Below are 21,610 nucleotides of genomic sequence, written 5' to 3'. Positions count from 1 at the left end.
AAATGTTATAGTTTAGCGTACCTTTATTTTCTAGCAATAGTTAGAAATAAGCGTTTCGGAATTTACTAAAAGGAGGTTTTATGTATGAAAAACTAAATATTTGAGGGCGAATACAAGGCCCTCTTGCAGTTGTGTTAATCTTCATTGGATTTGCAGTAATGTTAGGTTTGCGTTCAAAATTTAATAAACGTTTTGATGATAAATCAATCACTTTACATTTAAGAATATTAGGTGTTCTATTAGGGGCTCTTGAATTATCTTTCATTATTGCTTTTGCAAGTATCGGAGCATGATGACACCTACTTTATGGTGACTTATGCTCATTCTTATCTCTTGTAGCACCATTCATTTTGTTAAGTGGTAATAGAAAAATTATAAAATGAACCCTTCCTTGATTATTTATAGGTGGATTCTTAACACTTATCTCAACAACATATGACTACATTCCAGAGCATGCATGATGACCTGATAGAGTTATATCTTATATCAAGCATTCTGTAATGTTGATAGTAGCTATGTATGGATTGATAACCATTGGTAAATATGAGAAAAAAGATTTTATAGGAACTTTTATCTTTATAGCAATTTTCATATTGTTTGTTATCCTGGTAACAGGTATCCCTTATTGAAGTGTGAAGTCTCAATTATGAAAAGATAGGATAGGTATGTTCTCAACGGCTCTATTAGAACCTAGTTATCGAACAATTGTAACCAAGTTAGATAATGGTTCCATTGTGCTTGTGAGTGAATCTTATACATTTATGAAAGATATTGCACCTTATCCAGTTCCAACATTGATTTTTTATGTATTCTCTGTATCATGATGTTTGGGTATTGCATACGGATCAACATTCTTATCACAATGATTTAATATGGAGAAGGTTGATACACCAAAATTCATCAAATTTATAAGAAATAAACGAAATAAAAAATAAGGATTTCCTTATTTTTTTATTCTTCGAAATCAAATCTGTAAAGTTTAACCTCTTTGAGTTTTTCAATTGTTTTAATAGCGAGTTCGTCTAGCGCTTCAGTTAATTCCTTACCATTAGTTTTAACACTTACTTTCTTTGTGTATTCTTGTTCATAAAATAAAACTTCTTTACCCGCTTTATTTAATTCGAAATCTAATTTTGTTTCAATTACATTTAACATTTTTGTAGTTTTACAATTACACTTTGTAAAATTCTTACATTTACAAATCGCTTTTGCAATTCTTTTATAAAATTTTGCTTTTAGTTCTTTATCTATTGTTTGCATAGTTCCTCCGATGCTTGTAAGTGAATTATACTTATTTAAACTGTAATTGTTTGTTTATTTCGCTTTATCAACCTTTTACAACCCATTTAAGGCTATAAATCAACAAAAACACATAAATTACTTACAAAAAGATGCACGATGTTTAAAACAACCTAAAAAGTTTTGAAGTAACAATAAAGAATGTATACTTTACTTATGTATAAATATGAGCAAGAACTAATTAATAAAGGAATAAAATATATTGCTGGTTGCGACGAAGCTGGGAGAGGTCCTATGGCTGGTCCTGTTGTCGCTGCAGCTTGTATCTTACCTTTGAATTATAAAAATGATTTAATAGACGATTCGAAAAAGTTGACAGAAAAGAAACGTGAACTTGCTTTTGAGCAAATTAAAAAAGATGCAATAGCGTTCGACATTCAAATCATCAGTGCTGAAGAGGTTGATAGATTAAACCCCAAAGAAGCATCACGAGTTGCTATGACTAATGCGATAAAATCTTTAAACCCTCAACCTGAACATATCTTGGTTGATTTCGAAACTGTTTATGTTGATATTGATCAACAAGGTATTAAAAAGGGTGATTCCCTTTCACTAACTATTGCTGCAGCAAGTATATTAGCAAAAGTTACCAGAGATAGAATCATGGTTGAATATGCAAAAGAGTTCCCTAATTATGGATTTGAGAAACATAAAGGGTATGTAACAAAAATGCATAGAGAGGCTCTTGAAAAATATGGAGTAACGAAAATTCATAGAAAGAGTTATAAACCAGTGCAAAAATTTCTATAAATAAGGTTGTAGACCTTATTTTTTTATTACACCCTTAACTTTGTGAATGTATTATAATTCTTTAAATGAAAGGTGGTTATTATGATTAAACCAGTTATGCTAGCAGATGTAAGTTTATCTTACAAAACAAAAGAGGAGTTTGAAAATGTTGTTGTAAAAATGAAAGACGGATTACAAACTTTCTTAGAAATGAACTTTGATGATATTACTAATTCAAAACTTAAGGACTTTGTTGCTCAATACAATAATATGATGGGTATGATTGAATACACATATACATATTTAAATGTTCAATATTTTTCAGACACTAGAAAGAATGAGTTACTAAAAGAATCTGAACCAATCCATGAAGTAATCGATTCGTTCGAGTTAAAGGTTTCTAAATTAAGTGAACAATTAGTTGCTTTTGGAAGTGAAAAAGTTTTAGAACTAATCAGAAAAGATGAAGAGTTAAAAGTTTGAGAAGAATTATTTTCTTCAAAAATAAGACGTCAAGTAGGAATCCTTACTCCTGAACAACATAAGGAGAAAGCTTTATACACTAAAGAATTTACAAAGAATTCACTGAAAGCTCAAGAACTTGGGAACAAACCAGTTGTAAAACCATTTATTAAAGATGGTAAAAAATTAACTGAAGATGAAGAAAATGTTATTTCTATTGATCCAACACAAGATAGAGACTTAAGAAAACAAATTTTCATCCATAGTTTTGAAGATAAAAGAGATAACGACAAGGAAGTTACTTCAGGTGTTGCAAATTACATCAATAAACGTACTGAATACTTAAAGAAATTTGGCTATGATTCATATCAACAATTTATTAGTCAAAAGAGGGATGAAGCTCCTGGTTTTGCAAAGGGGGTAATGCAAACTTCAAAAGAACTATATAAAGAATTGCATTCTAAATACATCTCTAAATTAAATGAATATAGAAAAACAAGTTTTAACCTAGAAAAAATTCAACCTTGAGATGAAAAAGCGTATCCATCAAAAATAGTGCCAATACCATTAAAAGAAATCATTGACTTTTACCAAAATGAAGTAAAAGACATTTTCCCGAAAGAAAGTAAATACATAATAGATAACTTCTCAATAGAAGGTACTTTAGCAATCTTAGAAAGTGAACACAAATATAATGGTGCTGCAGCAACTTGAACTGGAAATAATAATATTTATTATGTAACTCAAAGTTATATAGATAGCAATCCATATTCAGCTTCAACTCTCGCACATGAAATGGGTCATACAATGCACATAGTTGCTGCAAAACTGAATAAACCAATTGAAGAGGCGAGATTCTCACTAGCAATAGGTGAAGCCGTTGCAGATACATTCTCAATGTTATTTGCATTTGCTTCTATGGATAAAGAAACAGAATATGCAAAAACAATTGCTTATGAAGCTTTAGCTAGATTATTATCAGTAACAAATAAATTTGCAACAACAACACTTGCAGAAGATACTTTATACGAAATGGCTTGAAAGGGTGAAACTATTACTCCAGAAATAATTCGTGAAGTTGTTTATAAAGAAAATCTTTCAATTAAACCAAATAACAAACCAACCGTTGTTGATGGAATTGATTTAACTAAAAAAGGTTCTGTCTTAGGTTACTTCTCAATGGATAATCACTACACATATTCAAGTTATACTATTTCATTCATTCTTGCAATTTACTTAGCTGATCAAATAAGAAGCGGTAATACAGAAACATTTATTAGGATTTTAAATATGGGTGGTGAAGAATACTCAACAAACACTATTCTTGAAAAAGTTGGTATTGATATCAACTCTGAAGAAGTTAAAAATGTAGTGTTAAAAACGTCAGAAGAAATAACAAATTACATAATTAATAAATAAAAAAATAGGGTTCTTCCTATTTTTTATTATGAAACACCTTTAATAATCCCATCAACAATATCTATCTTTTCTGCTGCAGGCGTTTTTGGCAATCCTGGCATTACAAGAATGTCATCACAGTATAAAGTTATGAAGTCAGCTCCATTAGATAACTTAATTTTATTAATTGTTATAACAAAATCTTTAGGTGCACCCAATAACTTAGGATTGCTTGATAGTGAAACAGGTGTTTTTGCAACACAAATCAACTTTTTATCTAGATTATTCTTTTCTAGATAAGCAATTGTTTCTTTAGCTTCATTTGAAAACTCAATTTTATTTGTTCCGTAGATTGTTTTAGCTAATTTTCTCATCTTGATTTCAATTGAATCTTGAATATCATATGTAAAATTAATTTTAGTATCGTCTTCCATCGTTTTCATTAATGTTTCCACTAATTCTTTACCGCCTTCAGAACCATGCTCTCAGACTTTAGAAATTGCAAAATTTAAACCTTTATCTTTAGCTCAATTTTCTATGTATTGAACTTCTGAACTTCAATCACCAACAAAATTATTTAAAGTTACAACCAAAGGTAAGTTGAATGATTTAATTATTTCTATATGTCTATTTAAATTTTCTATACCTAATTCCAATGCTTTTAAATCTTCTTTGTTTAACTCGCTTAATTGAGCACCACCTTGCATTTTTAATGCACGAATTGTTGCTACTAATACAACAGCGTTAGGTGATATGTCCGCAATTCTCGATTTCATATTTAAAAACTTCTCTGCACCCAAATCTGAACCAAAACCAGCTTCTGTTACAACATAATCAGATAATGATAGCGCTGTTTTTGTTGCAATAATACTGTTGCACCCATGAGCTATATTAGCGAATGGTCCCCCATGTATTAAAGCGGGGTTGTTTTCAAGAGTTTGAACTAAGTTTGGCTTCATAGCATCTTTCAATAAAGCCATCATCGATCCAATAACATTTAACTCTTTGGCAAATATTGGTTTATCATCTGAAAATCCAACAATAATTTTCTCTAATCTCATTCTTAAATCCTCTGAGTTTTTAGCTAAACAGAATATAGCCATTAATTCGGATGCTGCCGTAATTTGAAACATTTCTTTACGTTCATGTTTCTTACCGTTTTTAATAACTATATCCCTTAGTGCTCTATCATTCATATCGACACATCTAGATCAAACAACTTTTGTGATATTTAACTCATTCCCAAAATAAATATGATTATCAATAGCGGCACTCAATAAATTATTTGCTGTTGTGATAGCATGGAAATCTCCTGTGAAATGTAGGTTAATTTCATCTATTGGTGCAACTTGAGCTTTACCACCTCCGGTTGCTCCACCCTTTCTACCAAAAACAGGCCCTAACGAAGGTTCTCTTAATGCCAACATAGTTTTGTAACCCATTGCATTCATTGAATCGGCTAAACCAATAGAAGTAGTTGTTTTACCTTCTCCTGCTGGAGTGGGGTTGATAGCAGTAACTAAGACTAATTTACCCTTTGGAGCAGAAAGAGATTCTACTTTTGCTTTTGTTTCTCCGTAGGTTGTGAATTTATTGATACCTGCTTTTTTTGCGACTTCATTTATATTATTCAATTTTATTGATTGTGCTATGTCTGCATCTGTTATTTTTTTCATAATTGCCTCTTTTATTTTTGGAATTTACTTAGTTGTAATTATATTAATATTTTAACACCTTTAACGGTTCTTACTTTCAATTAAAAAAAACACCAGCAATAATTGCTTGGCGTTAATTTTGTATTAATAATATTCTTTCTTCAATATACCTATATACGGTAAATGTCTTAAGTCATCATTTAAATCAAATCCAAACCCAACAACATAATCATTTGGTAACTCAATACCATATCAAGTTGGCTCAAATTCTATTTTTCTAGCTGATGGTTTATTAGCTAGAACTGCTGATGAAATGGTTTTGGCTCCCAATTTATCAAAATAGTCATATAAGAATTCCATTGTATATCCGGAATCAACAATGTCTTCAATTATAATAACATTCTTATTTTCTATATTTGCAGTGTGTTTGGCGATTAATTTTACTTCCCTAGTTCCATTACTAGTTCCGTTATAAGATTTTACGTGTATATAATCAGTTGCAACTTTTACCCCATGTATATATTTTAATAAGTGCCCATAAAAGGTAATTGCACCTTTTAAAACACAAACCAATACAACTTCTTGACCTTTGAATGTATTGGAAATAGAATCACCTATTTCTTTTATAGGTTTGATCAAATCTTCGTAATCAAATAATTTCTTTTCTATGTGTTTATCTAACATATTAAGCATATAAAGGAATAGTTGCAATATATACCAAGGCAAGCACAGAAAGTGATAGCACCATTCAATTTATCTCCGTTTTAAATAAGTTTTCCTTCAATTCACCTTCAGTTACATGGTTTGAAAGTGTTTTTCCTCTTTTGTTTCAAATAGCTTGTTTAAGAGCAATTGTAAGGTAAACGATTGAATGTGTAACGAATGCAAATGCCATACCTAATGAAATTGAATATCCTAGCATTGTCATCATTAATCCAATAAATAACGGAATAACATCTAATTTACGTTTTCAATTAAAGTGTTTAACACTTCCGAACATCAGCATACCTACAATAACAAGAGCAGGAGCTGTAACAGGGAAGATTAAACCAGAAGCTGTATTGGTTACACTTACAGGTAAGAATACACCCATTATTGGTCAAGCAGCAATAGCAATTAAGAATAGTGATCCCGTAACTATTGAAGCAACCCCAGTTTTTGCACCTGAAGAAATACCAACTGATGACTCTAAGTAAGAAGTAACTGTTGAAGTACCCATCGCTGATCCAACAACTGTACCAACGGCATCTACATGATTAGCACGTCTAAATCATTTTGCTTTTTTAGTTCCTGGTTCTGGTAAGTCCATAATTTTACCGAATGCGTTTAGTGTTCCTGTTGTATCAAAGAAGTCTTGATATAGGAATGTTAATATAGCAACATAAGTCATTGGCTTACCTAATGCACTACCCATTGATGAGAATCCAGAACCAGCAACATGCTTAATTCCTTTTAAATCACCATAAGGTCTAATTAATCCACCTCAATCTTTGTGGTTAATGTGTAATTTATTGTTTGACATTGTATTTGTCATAATTGCAAATGTAATGGCCGCTATTACCATTGCAAGTAACATTCCAGCGGGAACTTTTGCAACTTTAAATATAATCATTAAGAATAATGTACATACTGATAAAATGACGAATGGATTTGAGAAATCCCCCATCTTAACAATAGTATTAGATACAACAACCCCTTTTGCTGGAGTGAATGCATCGGTTCTAATAATACCCGCATCATTTAATCCGATGATTGCAAGGAAGAATCCTACTCCTATAGCTAATGATAGCTTAAGGTTTTTTGGAATCAATTGCATAATTTTACGTCTAAATGGTGACATAGCAATTATGAAATATAGTAAACCCGAGAAGAATGTTGCAGCAAGTGCTTCTTGTGCTGTAAGACCCATTCCTCCTTGTGATGAAGCTACGGTAAATGCGAAGAATGCATTAACCCCCATACCTGGAGCAAGTCCAAGGGGGATATTTGCATATAATCCCATAACCATTGTGGCAAAGAATGCTGAAATAGCTGTTGCCAAGAATAATCCACCCATAATCTGTGATTTAGAAGCATCTCCACTTCATTTAGCACTTGAAAGTAATGATGGATTAACCGCTAGTATATAAGCCATTGCAACGAATGTCGAAATACCACCGATTATTTCTTTTTTGAGTATTGCTTTTCTGGAGTCAAACTCAAAATATTTTCTCAATTTATTCATTTGTGTTTCCTTTCGAATAGATTCGACAAATTTATGTGAAAAACGCACACTTAATAAGCGCGCGTCCCTAAAGAGAGTGAGTCCAAAATAAGACTTTCACTATCTTTATAGTCTTTAGATATAGGTCCAAAGGTAGAGACGCCTGACCAAATTACAGGCTTATATAAAGATGTCAAAATCATTATAGCACCTAGATTTTTTTATTAATCCAATTTTTTTATAACATTCATTTAAACTCCATTTGAATTGTTTTATCTACTTAATTGTGTAAAATTAAAGTATAGGAGGCACTATGCCAATAAGTATTAAAAATGTAACCAAAATATTCGGTGAAAATAAAGCATTAGATGATGTTTCAATTGAATTTAAACAAGGTCAAATAACCGGTTTGATTGGGTTTAATGGTTCTGGAAAAACAACTCTATATAATGTGATATTAAAATTCATAGAAAAACATGAAGGTGAAGTTTTACTGGACGGGAAACCAATAACAAGAAAAGATTTAAGGAAATTCACATTCCTAGGAGCAGGTAGTGAAACTAAAAATGCTACTATAGTTAAAAATTATCTTTTACAAATTGCCAGTCTTTATTTTGTACCTAAGAAAACTGCTATTGAACAAATAACTGAACTAGCAGCTCAAATGGATTTCTCACAAAATTTAAATAAACCTATTAAATCTCTTTCAAAAGGTAATCAACAAAAGATTAAAGTTATAGCTTCATTCTTGAATCCGAATGCAAAATATATTATTTTAGATGAACCATTTGATGGTTTAGATCCTTTAATGGTACAAAAGATTGCACACTTATACATGGGATTAGAGGATGTTACAATAATCATCACTTCTCACAGAATGGAAGTTGTTCAAGAAATGTGTGAAGAATTTTACGTTATCAAAGATGGTGTAATAATTGACTCTAAGAAAGTAGAACAAAAGGCTGTCTTAGTAGAGGTGAATGACAAGGTAGATATTTCAGCGATCAAGAAATTAAAATATGTTAATTTCACACATAAACATGAAGAGGCTAATGTAATTGAAATAAAAGGTATTGAATTTTACAAAGATTTAACAAAAGAACTTATAAAGGATAAGAATTATATATATTCAACAATTAAAGAAAAAAATATTGCTGAATCAGTATTCTTAGGATATGGAGAACAAGATGAAAAATAAACAAGCTCCAGCAACAAGAAGCAACCAAGATAAAGAATATATTAGAAATCTCAAGGTTGCAAACGCTTCTTTTAAATCACAATTCAGTATAGGAAAATTATTAGTGGCAGCTGTTCTAGTTGTAATTATATTATTAGGACCAATCATAATGGTAACAACTAATAATATAGAGGAAAAACAAATGAGACAAGGAAGCATACTCCTTGCAAAAATACCAACAAGCGCCATAAAAGACCAAAAACTTCATGACTTACTTACAACTGGCGTTTTCAACGATACAAAAATCGATGCTTTAATCGCATATTTAAACGACCCTAGGCATAAAGTTATAGCAGGAATAGCACAAAATTACGGACTTACAGAAGCAACACTAGAACGAATGACAATATCTAGTTTATCATTTTCAGCTTTAGCACAAATATTCTCAACAGCAATTTTATATGCTTTAGGGTGAGGTATATTCTCAGCTTTAAAAGATAAAAACATGATGGATAGAAATAGAGTTATGTATATGAACTTCTCAAAACATTCAATTCTATTTTGAAAAGTATTTTCAGAAACAATAATGTTCTTGTTTATTGTTGTGGTAGCTGACGGGATGGGAATGTTATTGGTTTCAACAGCAGGTAAAGGTCAAATAAGCAGTGATCTATTTAAGCAACTTGGAGTTCAATTAATAGCGATGACAGTATTTTACTTCTTTATACAAATTGGTATTAGATTAATCAGTTCTAGAATTCAATCTAAAACAATAAAAGGTGTTGTTTTAGCAGGATGACTATTATCAACAGCTTTCTTATACATTGTCCTTTCAATTGTATTTGGTGTAAAACCAGAAACTACTGACGTGATAATCAATAATAAATATGTATTTGCATTCATACCAATAATAAATATTGTTGTATTACCTTTAGTTCTTTATGGTTCTTTACCTCTATGAACTATAGTTCCATTTGTTGTATATGCATTAATAGCAGTTGCATTAGTTTGAAAAAAACTAACAGCATCTGTAAAAGATTACCTATGTAGTTAAGAACCTTTGGTTCTTTTCTTTTTTTGTTTACTTCGGTATCTACTATATAATTAATTCGCATATAAGGAGAATTATGAAAACAATAAATAATATATTCGTAAGAATTGTTTTAGGTCTTTTTGCGTGATTAATACTTTTAATCATTTCACCAATAAGATTACTATTTCTTGCAATAGGATTTGTATTTTCATTTTGAAAGTCAGGAGCAATCGAAAAATTCATTTACAACGTTATTTTCGCAGTTGCTATAGCAATAGGTTATTGAGGTACAACATATACCTTCGAAACACCTATGGGACCTAAGAACGTCTATACTCTTGTTAATATCTTTACATATAAAACAAGAATTAACTACGGAAAGGGTTGACAACCAATGGGTAAAATGACAACTCAAGATGACTTCATGTCTAAAGTCAGTGAAGGAATTAAAGCTGATATCAAAGAAACAAACGCTAAAGAAACAACATTAGAAGAAAAATAAAACCACCAATGGTGGTTTTTAATATTTAATTTGTTTTTCGTCGAATTCTTTTAAGATTGCTTCTTTTTTACTTTGATCTATATATTTAGTTAGTTGTTGGTTAGCAAAAACCTTATATCCTAATTCAATAGCGTCAATAGCTGTGTATTTTACACAAAACTCTCCAGCAACTCCTACTATCTCTAATTCTTCAACTTGTTCTCTTTTTAAAATTCTTTTTATTTCATCATTTCAATTTTTATTGGCATCTTGGAATACAGAATAAGAATCAATCATTTGGTCATCACCTTTATGAACAATATAATCAACTTTATTAAGTTGAATTCTTTTATCAACCATAGCTCCAAATGAATCTTGGACACAATGCTTTGGTCAAAGTTCGGTTTGTAGAGATTGATCTCATGTTGAACCTACAAAAGATATGTGGTTTTCAGGGTGTCAATCTTTTGTAAGTACTACTAATTGTTCCTTATTTTTATATTCTTCTATTTTTTTATTTATACCTTGTATTAGTTCCGAAAAACCAGCAACTGGCAATGCTCCCTCTTCTGAGAAATCGTTTTGCATATCAACGATTAATAAACACTTTTTCATGTCTTGGCTCCTTATTTGTTAAAGTAATTATAGTCAACTATAAAAACTAACCTAAAAAATTATACATTAAAAATAAAAAAGTAGTAAAAATTCACTTATTGCTCTATATTTTGAATAAAAAAACAGACTACCTGTCTTTTTTTGCCCTATGTAGGTAATCCATAATCGCCATACCAACTCCATTTTGGTTGTATGCTGACGTATGATATTTAGCTCATGTTTTAACTAATTTAGGTGCATTAGCCATTGCATAAGAGTAACCAGCAATCTTTAACATTGTTTCATCATTGGCTGAATCTCCAATTGACATAACATCATCAATTGCAACATTATGAGTGTCGCATATAATTTCAATTGCATGCGCTTTTGAAACGTTTGGCATTGTTACCTCTATGTGAATAGGTTTCATCCTTGCAACTGTTAAACCTATTTCTTTTAACCTTACTTCCAACTCATCTATTTTTTTTGTATCATAATCGTAAAACTCGATTTTAAACATATCATCTACAACTTCTTCTGAAATAACAATCTCAGGACCCATTGAAGCCATAGCTTTTTGAATTAGTATTTTTGCTTCTTCTGAAACATACTTATTACAATAAATGTTTTTATCATTTCATCAATTGGCATGAACTTTAAGTTCGTTAGCCATTTGTAATGCTTGGTTAGTTAAATCTTTAGACAACATATTTTTATAAATATATTCTCCTGATACTAAATCTACAATTCCTGCTCCATTTGAATTGATTAAGTATTTAGCACCTAAATCAGTAGCTAAGTCTCTTATTGCTTTGAAAGCACCGTTACCGGTAGCTATATTAAACATAACAGAGGCCTTTTTAGCTTCTTTGATCGCAGGTTTTAAACCTGGGTGTATTTTGTGTTCAGGACCGTAAATTGTCCCATCTATATCTGAAAAAATTAATGACATAAAATAATTATAGAATAAAAAGATGGAAGACAGACTTAATTGTATAGTTTTACAACCAATGAAAAAGTGTCAATAATTCAATACCTAGTTAATTTTTTCAACTATAATATTTATATTATGAGACCCGTTTATAAAAAAAGACATAGATTTAATTGAAAAGATTTAATCCGTATAAGTTTAGTTACTATTGGTTATTACTTAGCTATTGCACTTTATACGACTTTTTTCCTTTCGATAAGATGAGCTATTTGAGGTGGTGCATTCTTTGCTAAACCCAGCGAATACAACTGATGATTAATCTATGGAATCGTTATTTCGCCAGGTATTAATTCCATTGCTCACTTAATTTATTCTGAAACTGGTTGACTGAATTACAAAGCTTTTATCTGAATTCATTCAGTTATCGTTGCAATAGTTTTGCCTTTAATAATATTTATATGATTGTAATAGACAGCATTGCTGTTTTTTTAATGTAAAATACTAATATGAAATTTAAACTTGGTAAAAAAATATTCGCAACTTCATTACTTTCTTTATCTCCTGTGATAGCTATGACTGCTGTTGCTTGTGGTAATAATCTTCACACACAAAAGAAAGATAGTAAGACCAGAGTTATCTGAATTGGAGTAGATGGATTTTCAGCAAACGTTTGAAAAAAACACCCAACACCAAATATCTCAAAATTATTGACTAACTCTAATTATTCTATGGACGCTCAAGATATAATGCCTTCTAAAACTTACCCAAATTGAAGCGCTTTATTCACTTCTATGAAACCTGATAAAACTGGTATAGAAGGAAATCCAGGTTCTATTTTTCAATCAAAATTAATAAAAAAACCAACCAAATGAAACAACAATGGAAAGGGCGTTGCATTTTCTATATTTGATGCTATAAAAGAACAAACTACCTTAAGAAGTAAATTCATTTATCCACTCACAAAAGATTTTAATATCAAGAATATAGTTAATAAGGATGCTGTTGAATTGTATTTTGCAGGCGAAAGCGACAACACTGACCCAAAAGCTAGAGATCAATTGAAAAGAGAACTAGAAAATAAAGGGAACATAAGTAGTAGTTCTAGAATTGGTTATATTCTTTCTGGTTTAACAGATGTCAATTCAATTCACGAAGCAACTAAAACCCTAACCTCTCAAAGTTCTGAATTCATTTTCTCTTACATAACCGGTTTGGACATTAGAGGGCATGCATTCGGTTGAGGCTCAAATGAGTATATATCTTATATGAATCAAATAGACGTATATATAGGGGAATTAATGAAAGAAATCAGGGGATATGATAACTTCGAAAACACCATCTTTGTATTGACTGCTGATCATGGAGGTGTGTTGAACGATAAAAAACATGGAGGCAATACTCCAGACGAAAGAACAGTTCCTATCATTATTCACAATAGGAATCAAAAGGAAGCAAATAATTTAGGAAACATTTCTAATTTAGATGTTACTCCAACATTAGCAAAAACATTAGGTTTAAAACAATACAAAGATTGAGAAGGAACTATTCTTAATTTAAAGTAATAAGGAGGATGTATGAAAACAAAGCATAAATTAGCATTAGGATTTGGAACACTTTCCCTTGTTTCTATACCTTTGATAGGGGTTGTTTCATGTGGTAAAAGTGAAACCATTGGACTAAAAGATGGGGGTTATGAGTGAGATGGAGTTTCCCATAAAATGATTGACGAAGATTTAACTAAAACAAATGAAAAAATTTCTTATAAATTAGCAGCACCAAAAGGAGATTCATCATTAATCAAAGAATTAAAGGCACAAAAATACGATAAATTTTATGTTGATAGTGATTTTGTATGAAATCCAGATGGTGTATTTCAAAGATCGCCGAAAACAATACTTCCAAATACCGACGGCGTTAAGGATATAAATGATTTAGATCCGAAAAAATTCGGTATGACAGATTTACAAGAGTTTGTCAAATCTAAAAACGGAACATTAAAAATTTCATTAATAGAAGGTACTGAAGATGATACCAATGGGACATTAGCAGTAAGAACTACAATAGAGATCGATGGCAAACAAGCGATTGCAGAGTATTTGGTAGATGGTTTCCCAATAACTAAAGACATAATATTGAATGGTGATTCTTTTAGTTCAATCAAAAGTATAATAAATGCTTTAAATGATAAAACTCATTTGGATTTTGAAAAAAAAGTTTCCATGATGACTCCTCAAGATTTAAAAAATGAACTGATTGATTTGTACAATGAGACTTATGGAGGTAGATTAACCATAATCGGTACATACAACGGTAAGAAAAGTGCTGTAGCTTTAGATAGAAATGATATGTTAAAAGAATTAATCTATGCTTTTGGTAATGTTTCTAAAAGAGGAAGATACGAAAACAGTTGAGTGGACTTAGCGGTAGATATCGCTAAAAACGCAGGTAAAATAAACATTGGAAACTTGCATAAGCTATTTGCTGATTATAGTAATGATATGCCTACAAATGCAGATAAAGATGATATTGCTGGTCTTGTGGGTAATTTGCCCGCTGACGTTATCAATATGTTCCCAAGTTTATTAACTCTTTTCTCTCAAGTTGCTAATGGGGTTAAAACCATGCCTATGGTTATTGATTGAGCTAAAAATACTACAGATAATAATTCTATAAGTGAGAGCAATCCAAAAGGTGATACTTTTGAAAAGAAAGTTAAGGATTTAGATCATATTTTAGTTAGGTGAGTCCTAAAAACAGGTAAATGAAAATAATAGACCATAGTCTATTATTTTTTAATGTGAATCTCTTCTGGTAATTATAAATACAGAAGCTCCTATCATCAATAATGTCAATATCGCTCACAAAGTGTAAGTCCCTTTTTTATTGATGTATTCCACAGGTATTATAACTGGAATGCTTTCTCCTTCTTTTATTAAGGTTAAATCATAAGAACTACCAAATCTATCTATAAATCCATGTGTCTTTGGCAATGTTAATTGTGTCAAATTATTGATTTCTTTATTGTTAACCATCAGAGATCAACTCATTAATGTAAATCCGTCAATTTTAAAGTCGGCAATAAGTTCTTTTTTATCATTAGTTAATAAACCTCTTTCATATTGAAGATTAGCCTCCTTATCAGAAAGCTTATCTATAACATTTGTTACTGATGTTATTAATTTATTTAAGGCTACAACATCTTTATCTGTTGAATGCTCCTTTGTAGCGGCCACAAATAACATTTGCTTAACAAAACTTCAATCATTAAATTTTGTAGATATCTTTTTAACTTCATTCAAGTACTTAAGTGAATTACTTGAACTTCTAGGATCTATATTTTTAATACCATTAGTTGAAGAAGCGTTAATTTCCAACATCTCACCTTTGAAACTTTTTGAAAGAAGAGGTGTATATGTTTCTCCATTAATAGTAATGGTGAATTCATCGGAAGTTCTATGATATATCACACTTTTCTCAATTCATTTCTTACCATCATTTGCAAATTTAGATTCATAAGTTACATTATATAAACTTGAAAATTGGTATCAAGGATCGAAATACGCCAAAACCTTATATGCACCATTCCTTTTATATTCATCATATTTCATTTTGAAATTTGGAACAAATAGAGATTGCCTATTTATAAAAATTGTATTTTTGCTGCTTGGATATATCTCGATTTTAGACTTGGATACATCTTCAAGGTTTTTACCAGCTTTTATATATGCGGGTAGTAAATGAGCAGAAGGCATATGAGGTTTGATTGTTTGTGAAAGTACGATAGAAAATGATGGCACAAATACTGATGTTATAGCTGCAAATAATAATATTATTTTTTGAGATAAAATCGTTGAAAGAATAATAAATATCGACGATATAGCAAACATAATTGTTATATTACCAATAAATATTGAAATACTGTAGTTTCAAATTAATTCAGATGTAGAGTGGGAATCGATCATAGAAACAAAAGATGTTACTATTAAAAATATTAAAGAGAAATACATTATCAATATTCAAACTGAAATAAATTTTGAAAATGTAATTGTTCTTTGGGAAATTGGTTTAGAAGCATAAATAATATCTAAACCCGTGTCCTTTGGCTGTCTGAATATATTAATTACTTTCAATGCAATAAAAATGACTGAAATGGCAAAAACTGTTATGAAAGAATATTCATTACCACTCTTGATAAATGAAATATCTTTTTGAGCAAATGAACCAAATACTTGCGCATATGTAAGTATTGAATAAATTATTATCCCAAGAGCAGGAACAACATATGTACCCAATCTTAAAAACTCATTACGAAGTGTATATCTAACAAGATTAAACATTAGACACCTCCTCTTGTTCAACACTCTTTAAAAATGCATCAACTAATGTATCACCTTTTTTAAAGTCATCAACTTTTCCTGAAAAAATAATTTTACCTTTTGACAATACAGTTGCATCAACTATAAAACCATCAAGTTCAGCTAATATATGAGAAGTTATGAATACAGTAACACCTTCTTTATTTAATTCTTTTAAATCCTTAAAAAGGTTTGCCCTTGCAATGGGATCTAAATTTGATGCTGGTTCATCCATGATTATTAATTTTGGAGAATTCAATAAAGCTTGAATTAAAAGAATTTTTTTCTTTTGACCTGAAGATAATTTATTAGGGTTTTTCTTAGCTAAGTCTTCAACTTTGTATTTACTTAATAATTCCAAAACTCTTTTTTTAGAATCTTTTAATTTCATTCCTGATAAATTACCCATATAAGTTAAGTAAGTAACGACACTTTGATTCACAGGGAATATCGGACGCTCAGGTACATATCCAATTAAGTTTTTTGATTCTTTTGTTTTAGAAGAAAACCCATTAATAGATATTTCACCTTTGAATTGATTGTAAGCTCCAACAATCATTTTAATTGTTGTTGTTTTTCCTGCGCCATTTGCACCAAGAAATCCATGGAATGAACCCCTTTTAACAACGAAAGAAATATCATCAACCGCAGTTGACTTTTTAAAGGTTTTTGTAAGACCTTTTACTTCGATAATATTTTCTGAGGTTGTAGACATAAAACAATTATATAAAAAATACCCCGAAAGGGTATAAATTATATTTTCTATTAATGTTCGTCATGAACATCTGGATCATGAGATGTGTAATGTCCATATTTTTTAAATCTTTTCTTATCAGCAAAGTAATTTACTGTTAATGATAATGGAATAAATCCAAGATAAATGAATATTGGTCATTGGTGTAATCATACAACGGCATTGTCTGTATCTACGAATAACTCTCTAAACGACGCTATTGTGTATGTAAACGGCACCAGAGGGGCCATTTTACCTCAAGCAGGCGCTTGCATTGTAACTGGGAAAACACCACTAGAAACGGATAATTGAATGATAAGAATAATCAACACCATAAATGAACCGACTTCTCCAACTCTAAATATAGAAGAAATTCCTTGACAAATAAGTGCAAAGATTATTGCGACGAATAATGTATATCCTATTAAATAACCAGGACTTTCAACTTTAAGTCCAATCGCAAGACATAACGTTGACATCAATAGCGACTGTATCATTGCAGTTGAAACTCATAATATTGTTTTTGCAAAATAGTTTTTGAATGTACCTGCTTTTTGAGCAATTGGTCCAACACGTCTATTTTTATACATGAATATCATCATTAAACATCCAGCTCAAAGAGCGATAGAGAAGAAGTAAGGAAATAGAGCATTTCCATAGTCGTTAATTTCTCTTCCTCCGATAGTTTCAAATTGTATGAATCCATCTTTGAATGTTTTTATTTTTTCCTCAATATTTATTCCTGCTAATATAGCATCAAATGGAATTCCTTTTTGTTGTGATATCTCTTTTATTATTTGTTTTAAAGTTCCGCTAACAAACTGACTTTTTAAAGTAACTATATCGGCACGCATACCTTGCAATCTAGCTGAAACATAATTACGTTTATAAGAAGTGTAGAAATTAATTGTTGGGAGTTTCACATTTTCAAATGCATTGGCTTTGTTTAGCATCACATTTTCAATTACTTGAAGAGCGGCAATTCTCATTCCTGAGTCAAAACCTTTCGGAATTATGAATACTCCATCAATAGTTCCTTCTTTAACAGCATTCTCTGCAGCTTCTCTTGTTTTATAAACATCAGAAGCATCTTTGATTGTCATATTATATTCATCAACATGAAGATCTATTTTGTGTTTTCCAACCATTGATTTCTTAACTTTATTACTTAAGTCTTTATTATCTAATGAGACTACTTTAATATTTGCATTATCAGAATTATGAACCGGATTTTGGAAAGCGGAAATAAATATACTTGCATAAAGAGCAGGAAGCAGTAAAAGCAAGAACATACCAAATGTTTTTCATCTATTACTTGTTAATTCTCTTAAATCTTCTCTGATTAATTTTCACATTATTCCACCTCCTTAGTTTTCTTTAATTTAGGAGTTTTTTTCTTTTTTTCTTTTTTTGGTTCTTTAGGTTCTTTTTTGTGCTTATCAATTCATTCTTTAACACGATCAGATAAAGCAGATTCTATTTCAGATATTTCTTTTTGTTTTTCCTCATCTTCTTTAGTAAATGCTTTCGGATTTGAATTTTCTAATTTGTTTTTTCTACGAGCATATATTAATGGACCAGCAATTGCAAATGGAATTGCTAAAATAATTAGCATTAAGAAGTTCATTCCTCAATCAATTGCAACTGTATTTGTTAATGTTTGTCTAAACATATCTATTGAGTATGTAAACGGCATTATTGGGTGAAGTATTTTAAAGAATCCTTTTTGTGTGTACATTGGGAATAACCCACCAGATGCAGTTACTTGGAATACAAAGAAGAATGTAACTAATATGATTCCTGTAATTTTTGTAGGAACCATAGATCTAATTGCGAACACCATTGTAGAGAATGATATAGCCACTAAATATCCTGTTAAGAAGAATAATGGAATACCCATTCCTAATGATGAGAATCCAACTCCAACCAATGCTCCTAATAAGATTGTTACTTGCATTGTATTAGCTATTCAAATCAACATTAATTTTGCAAAGAAATTTTTGATTTTTGAAGTTCCTCTTTCGTGAACTTTTGGTGTTACCATCAATGTTGTTGATAAAGCACCTATTCAAAGACCAACACATATAAATAGAGGCGCAAGACCAAATCCATATTGTTCAATTTCTCCCTTACCCTCAAAATCATTAATAATAATTCTAGGATCAAATGGTTCAAAGTGTTGTGAGATAACCCCAGTAACAATAGCAACGGCTTTTTGAACATCATTCGTTACAGAAGCTTTGCTAGCTTTTGTTAATGTAGCATATTTATCGATAGTAGCGTTTACTATAGCTTTAACCATCTCTTTATCAGCAGGTTCTTTTGAAGAAAGTGCTGACTTCATAATTTTCATAATAGTTTCCCCACCTAAAATTTTATTATTTGCACCAAATCCAAGAACAAAATTCTTCTTATGGTTGAAATACAATTTAAATGGTGCTGTGTAGTGCTTAGATGCATTATTTAATGAATCGATAACTAATGCTGCTGTAGTTAGTTTCGCAACAGGGGTATTACCAGATGGATTATTTGCTATCAATAACTCGATCAACGTTTTGACTACAGAAGATCCTGGGATTTTATTTGTATCATTTAAAGCGTATGCAAACATTCCACCAATATAATCAGTTAAGTTTTGTGGTTTTTGTTTATCAATAATTTTTCCATTGTTATCTTTTTCATAAATAGGTTGTAAAACAATAGAAACATTATGTTTCGCTAATTCTTCTTTGTACGCTTTATTTTGCGCATATAAATCATTTGCAGCAACAACTCTTTTTTGGAATGTTGCAGATTTTGATGTTTTATTTAAATGATCAACCTTTTTCATTAAAGATTTATAAACAGCATCATCTTCCGCCATTTTATCTGAAGCAATAATAGCCATATCACTTGCCTTTGTATTAGCAATTGGGTTTCACATTGCAAAGATATAAATAAACCCATATAAGAAAGGGACTACTAAAACACCTAAGAATTTAAGCATTTTAAGTCTATGTCCACCAAAGTTTGTTTTGAATTCTAATCTGAAAATACGAAAAAATTCTTTAATATTTTCTTTTAATTTCTTTCACATTAGTTTCTCCCTTCACTTTGTATAAATACATTTTAACATTATTCGGGATAAAAAAATAAAAATTAGATAACTAATGTTAACTAATATTATATTGAAACTAAAAAAATACTTGAATAACACCTTTTTTAGTTTTTTTGAGTTGTAAAAAATATTTTAAAAAATGTAATAGAAAGTCAAAAAGGGCGAAAAAAAAGCGACTTTCTATTTTCACCTTACGGCTATCGTCGACGTTAACGGGCTTAACTGCTGAGTTCGGAATGGATTCAGGTGCGCCCCGTTGCTATAATCACCAAAAGTATTATACATAAATATTTAAGGTTTTTTCAACTTTTTTTCTTTTATTTGTTTTGAGGTGGATTTTCCTCATTCTTTGTTTTTCTAATTAACTCTTTAATTGGTTTTATCTCGCTTTTCCCATGATAGACAAGCACAAGAGTTAAACCAACCGAAAGTGGAAGTAATAAGAATCATAAATACCAAGCAAGTAATGAATTGGTAAATTCTAAACCAGGATTACCAGGCAGGAATTGTAATACCAATGCAAATATAGAAGGAATAATGAAGTTATTAGTATCAATGATTGCCGTAAGCTTTTGACCAATGTACTTAATTGCAGTAGTATGCATAATTCTTAATATTATTACATTTAACCCCGCAAAGAATAATACCAATCACACTATTCAAGCTTGTTTTTCATAAAATAATCTACCAATTAATTTTGTATAAGTATTGAAGACATCACCAGTGATGGCATAATTAACCCCAATAGAAATAGGGACAATCAATACTCAAGTTGTTATTGCTACACTTATAGTTCTAATTGCGATTGCTTCTTTTTGTTTAACTTCAGGATTTTTATCCATAGCAATTCTTAAGAAGAATCCTTCTAAGGCTCAGAAGAATCCCGCAAGAAGACCACAACACATACCACCTATAGTTCAAGCGCTTATTGTTCCTCCACTAATAAGAACAGGTAATATAACAAATAACGCTCCTGAAAGTATTGAAATCAACATTCCTAACTTAGACACTCAGTTATCATTTTCTTTATAAACTAATTTATTTAAACCAATAGCAAATATTGGATAGAACGCAGTTAAAATAACTCCGTATGAAGGTCCAGCCATAACAATACCTACAATAAAGAATATATTTCCCATTGCTGTACCAAAAGTACCAGAAAGAACAAATCAAATATTTTTCTTTTGACTCATTAATTTTAAAGAATGTTTAATGATCTTTGGACCTAAATAAAATACAGCTATTATTAATGAAAATAATTCTTTCAAAGACATGATCCCAGCAGAATAAGCAATACCATTATTATTCGAGATTTCAAACATGAATGTTGCATAAAACAATAAGGGTAATAATACAGCTTCGAACCCTTGTGTTAATACAACTCCACTAGCCGCAAAAATTCCGAGTTTTCTGTTTTTTGGATTTAATCTTTGTTTCATATTGAGAATTATAACAAATAGGTC

Annotated in this window: 20 protein-coding genes, 1 rRNA gene and 1 riboswitch; of the genes, 9 read left to right on the top strand and 12 right to left on the bottom strand. The window is 30.5% G+C overall.

Annotated elements, in window-relative coordinates:
* Positions 1–80 precede the first annotated feature (80 nt).
* Positions 81–935, top strand: a complete 855-nt coding sequence (locus tag ACOMC1_RS03460) for a hypothetical protein (protein ID WP_420331251.1) — start codon at positions 81–83, stop codon at positions 933–935.
* A 16-nt stretch (positions 936–951) separates the two neighbouring features.
* Here the strand turns inward: ACOMC1_RS03460 and ACOMC1_RS03455 are convergent, their stop codons facing one another.
* Positions 952–1,260, bottom strand: coding sequence for a hypothetical protein (locus ACOMC1_RS03455; protein WP_420331250.1), 309 nt, complete (start codon positions 1,258–1,260; stop codon positions 952–954).
* A 195-nt stretch (positions 1,261–1,455) separates the two neighbouring features.
* Here ACOMC1_RS03455 and ACOMC1_RS03450 point away from each other — a divergent pair, with 195 nt between their 5' ends.
* Together ACOMC1_RS03450 and ACOMC1_RS03445 are read left to right on the top strand one after the other, a co-directional pair.
* A complete protein-coding gene (locus ACOMC1_RS03450; protein ID WP_420331249.1) occupies positions 1,456–2,049 on the top strand; it encodes a ribonuclease HII in 594 nt (197 codons plus the stop codon).
* A gap of 81 nt (positions 2,050–2,130) precedes the next feature.
* Positions 2,131–3,909 (top strand): hypothetical protein, encoded by a 1,779-nt coding sequence (locus tag ACOMC1_RS03445; RefSeq protein ID WP_420331248.1) that lies wholly within the window; start codon positions 2,131–2,133, stop codon positions 3,907–3,909.
* A gap of 26 nt (positions 3,910–3,935) precedes the next feature.
* Here the strand turns inward: ACOMC1_RS03445 and ACOMC1_RS03440 are convergent, their stop codons facing one another.
* From ACOMC1_RS03440 to ACOMC1_RS03430, 3 genes are all read right to left on the bottom strand, one after another.
* A complete protein-coding gene (locus tag ACOMC1_RS03440) occupies positions 3,936–5,564 on the bottom strand; it encodes a formate--tetrahydrofolate ligase (RefSeq protein WP_420331247.1) in 1,629 nt (542 codons plus the stop codon).
* 123 nt (positions 5,565–5,687) lie between these two features.
* Positions 5,688–6,227: a hypoxanthine phosphoribosyltransferase gene (gene hpt / locus ACOMC1_RS03435; RefSeq protein ID WP_420331246.1), complete on the bottom strand. Its 540-nt coding sequence runs from the start codon at positions 6,225–6,227 to the stop codon at positions 5,688–5,690.
* 1 nt (position 6,228) lies between these two features.
* Positions 6,229–7,767: an NCS2 family permease gene (locus ACOMC1_RS03430; protein WP_420331245.1), complete on the bottom strand. Its 1,539-nt coding sequence runs from the start codon at positions 7,765–7,767 to the stop codon at positions 6,229–6,231.
* 88 nt (positions 7,768–7,855) lie between these two features.
* Positions 7,856–7,954, bottom strand: a riboswitch (purine riboswitch).
* Between the two features lie 105 nt (positions 7,955–8,059).
* On the opposite strand from ACOMC1_RS03430, the gene ACOMC1_RS03425 reads away from it, so the two are divergent.
* From ACOMC1_RS03425 to ACOMC1_RS03415, 3 genes are all read left to right on the top strand, one after another.
* Entirely contained in the window at positions 8,060–8,944 is an 885-nt protein-coding gene (locus ACOMC1_RS03425) for an ABC transporter ATP-binding protein (RefSeq protein ID WP_420331244.1), read from the top strand.
* Positions 8,934–9,977: a hypothetical protein gene (locus ACOMC1_RS03420; RefSeq protein ID WP_420331243.1), complete on the top strand. Its 1,044-nt coding sequence runs from the start codon at positions 8,934–8,936 to the stop codon at positions 9,975–9,977. Before ACOMC1_RS03425 ends, ACOMC1_RS03420 begins: the two co-directional genes overlap by 11 nt.
* Positions 9,978–10,050: 73 nt before the next feature.
* Entirely contained in the window at positions 10,051–10,458 is a 408-nt protein-coding gene (locus tag ACOMC1_RS03415; RefSeq protein ID WP_420331242.1) for a hypothetical protein, read from the top strand.
* Positions 10,459–10,476: 18 nt separating this feature from the next.
* Here the strand turns inward: ACOMC1_RS03415 and ACOMC1_RS03410 are convergent, their stop codons facing one another.
* Both ACOMC1_RS03410 and ACOMC1_RS03405 read right to left on the bottom strand, forming a co-directional pair.
* The gene (locus ACOMC1_RS03410) at positions 10,477–11,052 is read right to left on the bottom strand and encodes an isochorismatase family protein (RefSeq protein WP_420331241.1); all 576 of its coding nucleotides are present in this window, start codon (positions 11,050–11,052) and stop codon (positions 10,477–10,479) included.
* A gap of 127 nt (positions 11,053–11,179) precedes the next feature.
* Positions 11,180–11,983 carry an HAD family hydrolase gene (locus ACOMC1_RS03405; RefSeq protein WP_420331240.1) on the bottom strand — a complete coding sequence of 268 codons (804 nt, stop codon included), beginning with the start codon at positions 11,981–11,983 and terminating at the stop codon, positions 11,180–11,182.
* Between the two features lie 117 nt (positions 11,984–12,100).
* On the opposite strand from ACOMC1_RS03405, the gene ACOMC1_RS03400 reads away from it, so the two are divergent.
* Genes ACOMC1_RS03400 through ACOMC1_RS03390 form a run of 3 tightly spaced genes read left to right on the top strand, consistent with a single transcriptional unit; the run spans position 12,101 to position 14,733 of the window.
* Complete coding sequence (locus tag ACOMC1_RS03400; protein WP_420331239.1) at positions 12,101–12,430, top strand: hypothetical protein; 330 nt, start codon at positions 12,101–12,103, stop codon at positions 12,428–12,430.
* Between the two features lie 38 nt (positions 12,431–12,468).
* Complete coding sequence (locus ACOMC1_RS03395) at positions 12,469–13,524, top strand: alkaline phosphatase family protein (protein WP_420331238.1); 1,056 nt, start codon at positions 12,469–12,471, stop codon at positions 13,522–13,524.
* A gap of 12 nt (positions 13,525–13,536) precedes the next feature.
* Complete coding sequence (locus tag ACOMC1_RS03390) at positions 13,537–14,733, top strand: hypothetical protein (RefSeq protein WP_420331237.1); 1,197 nt, start codon at positions 13,537–13,539, stop codon at positions 14,731–14,733.
* A gap of 21 nt (positions 14,734–14,754) precedes the next feature.
* On the opposite strand, the gene ACOMC1_RS03385 is transcribed toward ACOMC1_RS03390, so the two are convergent.
* The 6 genes from ACOMC1_RS03385 to ACOMC1_RS03360 form a co-directional block, all read right to left on the bottom strand.
* Positions 14,755–16,299, bottom strand: coding sequence for an ABC transporter permease (locus ACOMC1_RS03385; RefSeq protein ID WP_420331236.1), 1,545 nt, complete (start codon positions 16,297–16,299; stop codon positions 14,755–14,757).
* Complete coding sequence (locus tag ACOMC1_RS03380; RefSeq protein ID WP_420331235.1) at positions 16,292–17,032, bottom strand: ABC transporter ATP-binding protein; 741 nt, start codon at positions 17,030–17,032, stop codon at positions 16,292–16,294. Before ACOMC1_RS03380 ends, ACOMC1_RS03385 begins: the two co-directional genes overlap by 8 nt.
* Before the next feature lie 50 nt (positions 17,033–17,082).
* Positions 17,083–18,405 (bottom strand): YhgE/Pip domain-containing protein, encoded by a 1,323-nt coding sequence (locus tag ACOMC1_RS03375; protein ID WP_420331234.1) that lies wholly within the window; start codon positions 18,403–18,405, stop codon positions 17,083–17,085.
* Entirely contained in the window at positions 18,405–20,126 is a 1,722-nt protein-coding gene (locus ACOMC1_RS03370; RefSeq protein WP_420331233.1) for a YhgE/Pip family protein, read from the bottom strand. Before ACOMC1_RS03370 ends, ACOMC1_RS03375 begins: the two co-directional genes overlap by 1 nt.
* A 188-nt stretch (positions 20,127–20,314) precedes the next feature.
* Positions 20,315–20,420: ribosomal RNA gene (gene rrf, locus ACOMC1_RS03365) — 5S ribosomal RNA — on the bottom strand.
* Between the two features lie 44 nt (positions 20,421–20,464).
* A complete protein-coding gene (locus ACOMC1_RS03360; RefSeq protein WP_420331232.1) occupies positions 20,465–21,586 on the bottom strand; it encodes an EamA family transporter in 1,122 nt (373 codons plus the stop codon).
* Positions 21,587–21,610 lie beyond the last annotated feature (24 nt).

It is taken from the genome of Mycoplasma todarodis (genome assembly GCF_965212735.1).
In the GTDB taxonomy this organism is placed as follows: Bacteria; Bacillota_I; Bacilli_A; order Mycoplasmatales; family Metamycoplasmataceae; genus Mycoplasma_K; species Mycoplasma_K todarodis_A.
This window is presented reverse-complemented; position numbering and strand designations above follow the sequence as displayed.